Raw genomic sequence first — 5,368 nt, 5'->3', positions numbered from 1 at the left:
GGCGGGGTGCGCTTCCCGCCGATCGGGGAACTGCCGTACCTGTTGACCCTGGCCGGACACGGACACTACTGGTTCGCGCTCACTCGGGCGGGGGAACTGGGCTCCTGACGGGCCGGGACGTACCGACCGGTCAGACATACGGCAGGGTAGGGCGTACACGTCCGAGGATGGTCGCCAGATGGTGGCGCGCGAGGAGGTCGACGATGGTGGGCGGCAATTCTGATCTGGTCGCCCTCCTGACCTCCTGGCTGCCGCGGCAGCGCTGGTTCGCCGGCAAGGGCCGGCCCTGGGCCGGCCTGCGTGTCGTCCGCAACGTGCGGCTGTCCGACCTGCTGCACCACTTCGTCGTCGAGGTCCGCTATGCCGACGGCGGGCTGGCCGACCACTACCAGATACCCCTGGTGGTGCGGCCGGACGCGCCCTACGGGCACGAGGCCTTCTTCGTCGGCAAGTCCGCCGACGGGCTGATCTACGACGGGCTGCACGATCCGGACGGCAGCGCCGCCCTGCTGGCGTTCATCCGTGGCCGGACGGCCCACGACGGGCTCGTGCCGTACACGCTGGAGGAGTTGGAGCTCTTCCCCGCCCATGTGATCGGCGCGGAGCAGTCCAACACCTCGGTCGTGTACGGCGACGCCTACATCCTGAAGGTCTTCCGGCGGCTGTGGCCGGGGACGAACCCGGATCTGGAGATGACCCGCGCGCTCGCCGACGCGGGCAGCCCCAGCGTGGCCCGGCCGCTGGCCTGGCTGGACGGTGTTCTCGACGGCCAGCGCACCACGTTCGCGTTCATGCAGGAGTTCCTCCGCAGCGGCACCGAAGGCTGGCGGCTCGCCCTCGCCAGCGTCCGGGACCTCTACGCGGAGGCGGACCTGCACGCCGACGAGGTCGGCGGCGACTTCGCGGCCGAGTCCGAGCGGCTGGGCGCGGCCACCGCGGACGTGCACCGCATCATCGCCGAGACGCTTCCCACGGCTGTCGGCGATGCCGAGACCCTGCGGGCGCAGGCCACCGGGATGCACAGCCGGCTGGACGCCGCGATCAGGGCCGTCGAGCAGTTGCGGGCCTTCGAGACGGGGCTGCGCGCCGCCTACGACGAGCTCGCCCGTCAGACGTCACCGGTCGCCCTGCAGCGCGTGCACGGCGACTACCATCTGGGTCAGGTGCTACGGGTCGACTCGGGGTGGGTACTCTTCGACTTCGAGGGCGAACCGGCACGTCCGCTGGCAGAACGCACAGCACTACAGTCCGTCCATCGTGATGTCGCCGGCATGCTCCGATCATTCGACTACGCAGCCCAGTCGTTGTTGTTGGAACGGTCGCTGTTGGTGGAACGGGAGGACGAGTCCGGACTCAGATATCGCGCGCAGGAATGGGCGACTCGCAACCGTGACGCCTTCTGCGCCGGGTACGCCAGCGTCCGCGGGCACGACCCACGCGAGGAAGCTGCCCTGTTGCGAGCGTTCGAGCTCGACAAGGCTGTGTACGAAGTCGTCTACGAGGCCCGTCACCGCCCATCGTGGCTGCCGATCCCGCTCGGTTCGGTCGAACGGCTGACCTCCACGGACTGATGACTACGTTCTAAGGATGGCGTGTTGCCCATGATCGGTCCTGACGGCGCGGCAGGTGGAGTCGACGAGGGCCAGCCAGGCAGTTGTCGTCGCGACGCCAGCGGTCCTCCGAGTGACGCCAGCTCCGGGCTCGCCCGTTCCCCGCTGCCGGCCATGGCCATGGCCGGACACGGCGGCGGCCGCCGGGGCAACGACCACGACGACGCCGGATATGACGACACCAGGTATGACGACGCCAGGTATGACACCAGGTATTCCGAGGGCGGCGGATATCCCGAAACGGCCTACCGGGACGGCGGACGTGACCGCGGCGAGCACACCGCGGCCCAGCACGACAGGGCGGAACGGGGCACGACCGGGCAGAGCGGGGCGGAGCGGGACGCCGGCGGCCAGGACGCCCCGGCGTCGTCCCCCCCGTCCCTGCTCGTCGACACCGCCGAACTTGAGCGGCTGGTGAACGGCTCGCACCACGATCCGCATCACATCCTCGGCGCCCATCCCCACGGCGACTGGACGATCGTGCGGGCCCTGCGGCCGGACGCGGTGGGCGTGGTCGTCATCACCGAGAACGAGCGGTTCGAGTGCACCCGGCTGCACACGGCCGGGGTGTTCGCCGTGGCGCTGCCGACCGGCGCCGTTCCCGGCTACCGGCTGGAGGTCCAGTACTGCGACGCCACGCACGTCGTCGACGACCCCTACCGCCACCTGCCCACCCTCGGGGAGATGGACCTGCACCTCATCGGTGAGGGCCGCCACGAACAGCTGTGGAAGGCACTCGGCGCACGGGTGCGCCGCTACCCGGACAGCACCGGCACCGCCGAGGTCAGCGGGGTCGGTTTCGCCGTGTGGGCGCCGAACGCCCGCGGGGTGCGGGTGGTCGGCGACTTCGACTTCTGGGACGGCCGGGCCTACCCGATGCGCTCGCTGGGAGCGACCGGCGTCTGGGAGCTGTTCGTACCCGGCATCGGCGCCGGCTGCCGGTACAAGTACGAGATCCTCGGCTTCGACGGTGTCTGGCGGCAGAAGGCCGACCCGCTCGCGCTGCACACCGAGAACCCGCCGGCCACGGCGAGCGTCGTCTTCGAGTCCGACTACACCTGGAGTGACGAAGCGTGGCTGGCGCGGCGCAGGCGCACCGCGTGGCACGCCATGCCGATCTCGGTCTACGAGGTGCATCTGGGTTCCTGGCGTCGAGGGTTGTCGTACCGCCAGCTCGCCACCGAGCTCGTCGCCCACGTGCGGGAGATGGGCTTCACCCACGTCGAACTGCTGCCCGTGGCCGAGCATCCCTTCGGTGGTTCGTGGGGCTACCAGGTGTCGGCCTACTACGCCCCGACATCGCGGTTCGGCGACCCCGACGACTTCCGCTACCTCGTCGACCAGCTCCACCAGGCCGGCATCGGTGTGATCGTCGACTGGGTGCCGGCGCACTTCCCCCGGGACGTCTGGGCGCTGGGCCGCTTCGACGGCACCCCGCTGTACGAGCACCCCGACCCCCGCCGCGGCGAACAGCCCGACTGGGGGACGTACGTGTTCGACTTCGGGCGTCCCGAGGTGCGCAACTTCCTGGTCGCGAACGCGGTGTACTGGTTCGAGGAGTTCCACATCGACGGGCTGCGGGTGGACGCCGTCGCCTCCATGCTCTACCTGGACTACTCCAGGGCCGAGGGCGAGTGGATCCCCAACATCCACGGTGGCCGGGAGAACCTGGACGCGGTGTCGTTCCTGCAGGAGACCAACGCCACGGTCTACCGGCGCGTCCCGGGCGTGATGATGATCGCCGAGGAGTCGACGGCCTGGCCGGGGGTGATACCTGGAGGCGATCCGGTTCCTCCAAGAGGTCAACGCCACCGCCTACAAGCGCTACCCGGGCATCGCCATGATCGCCGAGGAGTCCACCAGCTTCCCCGGCGTCACCGCTCCCACCAGCCGAGCCGGACTCGGATTCGGGTTCAAGTGGAACATGGGCTGGATGCACGACACGCTCGACTACCTCTCCCGGGCGCCGGTGTTCCGCGTGTACCACCACCACCAGATGACCTTCTCCATGATGTACGCGTACTCGGAGAACTTCGTCCTCCCGCTCAGCCACGACGAGGTGGTGCACGGGAAGGGCTCGCTGCTGCGCAAGATGCCCGGTGACCGCTGGCAGCAGCTGGCCAACCTGCGCGCACTCTACGGCTACATGTGGGCGCACCCGGGCAAGCAGCTGCTGTTCATGGGCGGGGAGTTCGCCCAGGAGGCCGAGTGGTCCGAGGCCCGGTCGCTGGACTGGTGGCACCTGGACGACCCGGACCACCGGGGTGTGGCCACGCTGCTGAAGGACCTCAACGGGGCCTACCGGGCCACCCCCGCCCTCTGGGAACGGGACATCTCCCCGGAGGGGTTCTCCTGGATCGACGCGAACGACGCCGAGAACAACGTGTTCTCGTTCCTGCGGTGGGCCGCCGACCCCACGGCCGACCCGGCTGGCGGCCCGGCTGGCGGCCCGGCCGCCAGTACCGCGACGAGCGGGCGGGTACTCGCCTGCGTCACCAACTTCTCCGGCGTCCCCCACACCGGCTACCAGCTCGGACTGCCGTTCGCCGGCCGCTGGCGTGAGCTCATCAACACCGACGCCACCGAGTACGCCGGCAGCGGGCTGGGGAACCTGGGTTCCGTGCTCGCCGTGGAGGCCACCCGCCACAACCAGCCGGCGTCGGTGACGCTCACCCTGCCCGCCCTGAGCACCCTGTGGCTGTGCTACGAGGGCGCCGCCCAGAACTGACCAGCTGACGGGCACGGGCCAGCTGGAAACAGGTCGACCGGGACCGACCAGCCGGCCGGACGCCCCGTGCTGCCGGCCCGGCGAGGCTCGCCGGGCCGGTGAGGGGCGCTCGACCAGATGGAACCCAGATGGAAAACGCCCGGAACGCCGGGACCAGAACGCCGGAAAATGCCTAGAACAGGGCGGCGGCGAGGGCTCGGCGGGCCGGGGCGACCGCCGGNCCGCCGGCTCGCCGTCCCCCAGCGCCTGGAACAGGCCGACAAGGTGGGCCCGGACGCGTTCCCGCTCGTCGCCGGTGGTCCGCCGGACGACGCCGACCAGCCGGGTCAGGCCCGTCTCGATCTCGCCCTTGGCGACCAGGACGTCGGCCAGCATGATGGCCGCCTCGACGTCGTCGGGGTCGGCCGCCAGCCGGGCGCGCAACGCGGTCGCGTCGATCGTCGCCACCCGCTGGAAGAGATCGACGCGGGAGAGCCCCAGCACCGCGTCCTGGTCACCGGGGGCCTCGGCGAGCCGTGCGCGGTAGGCCGCCGCGGCGGCGTCGAGGTCACCGCGGGCGAGCGCCTCCTGCGCGGCGGCATGGTGCGGGTCGGCTGCGGCCGCGTCCGGCCCGCCGGGCAGGCCGTCGGTGGCCTCGTCGACGAGCGCGAGCAGCTGGTCGAGCCAGGCCCGCACCTCGCGTTCGGGCAGGGCGCCGGTGAACTCACCGATGATCCGCCCACCGATGATCGCCTTGACCGCGGGAATGCCCTGGACGGCCGCGGCCTGGGCGAGCTGCGGGTTCGCGTCCACATCGATCTTGGCGAGGACCCAGCGTCCGCCGTCGGCTTCCGCCAGCCGCTCGAGGATGGGGCTGAGCTGCTTGCACGGGCCGCACCAGCTGGCCCAGAAGTCGACCACCACCGGGACCTGCATGGACCGCTGCAGGACCTCCGTGGCGAACGTGGCCTCGCTGACGTCCACGACGACGGGCTGCGCCGGGGCGCCCGGGCCCGCCTGGGCGGTTCGCGCCGCACCCGCGGCGGTGGCC

At 71.1% G+C, this 5,368-nt stretch carries 4 protein-coding genes and 1 pseudogene (1 of these 5 running past the window's edge); 4 read left to right on the top strand and 1 reads right to left on the bottom strand.

Translation table 11 applies throughout. From position 1 onward, the window contains the following. The 4 genes from treS to FrCorBMG51_RS03645 form a co-directional block, all read left to right on the top strand. Positions 1-108 carry the end of a maltose alpha-D-glucosyltransferase gene (gene treS, locus FrCorBMG51_RS03660; RefSeq protein WP_047221653.1) on the top strand. 1,713 nt of this gene lie to the left of the window's left edge, so only the last 108 of its 1,821 coding nucleotides appear in the window; its start codon lies off the left edge, out of view; it ends in the stop codon at positions 106-108. A 95-nt stretch (positions 109-203) separates the two neighbouring features. Continuing rightward, positions 204-1,571 carry a maltokinase N-terminal cap-like domain-containing protein gene (locus FrCorBMG51_RS03655; RefSeq protein WP_047221652.1) on the top strand — a complete coding sequence of 456 codons (1,368 nt, stop codon included), beginning with the start codon at positions 204-206 and terminating at the stop codon, positions 1,569-1,571. Between the two features lie 30 nt (positions 1,572-1,601). After that, positions 1,602-3,713, top strand: coding sequence for a 1,4-alpha-glucan branching enzyme (glgB, locus tag FrCorBMG51_RS03650; protein WP_476742092.1), 2,112 nt, complete (start codon positions 1,602-1,604; stop codon positions 3,711-3,713). Beyond that, positions 3,607-4,338, top strand: coding sequence for an alpha amylase C-terminal domain-containing protein (locus FrCorBMG51_RS03645; protein WP_476742091.1), 732 nt, complete (start codon positions 3,607-3,609; stop codon positions 4,336-4,338). Before glgB ends, FrCorBMG51_RS03645 begins: the two co-directional genes overlap by 107 nt. A 172-nt stretch (positions 4,339-4,510) precedes the next feature. On the opposite strand, the pseudogene FrCorBMG51_RS30490 reads toward FrCorBMG51_RS03645, so the two are convergent. Beyond that, a pseudogene (locus FrCorBMG51_RS30490) lies at positions 4,511-5,368 on the bottom strand (tetratricopeptide repeat protein); the annotation flags it as partial.

The organism is Protofrankia coriariae (assembly GCF_001017755.1).
Classification (GTDB): domain Bacteria; phylum Actinomycetota; class Actinomycetes; order Frankiales; family Frankiaceae; genus Protofrankia; species Protofrankia coriariae.
The sequence above is the reverse complement of the archived record's forward strand: the minus strand, read 5'-3'. Positions and strand labels throughout refer to the sequence as shown.

Coding starts and splice junctions, on each gene's coding strand:
- FrCorBMG51_RS03645 (WP_476742091.1), top strand. CDS start 3,607: ATGACCTTCTCCATGATGTACGCGTACTCGGAGAACTTCGTCCTCCCG.
- FrCorBMG51_RS03655 (WP_047221652.1), top strand. CDS start 204: ATGGTGGGCGGCAATTCTGATCTGGTCGCCCTCCTGACCTCCTGGCTG.
- glgB (WP_476742092.1), top strand. CDS start 1,602: ATGATCGGTCCTGACGGCGCGGCAGGTGGAGTCGACGAGGGCCAGCCA.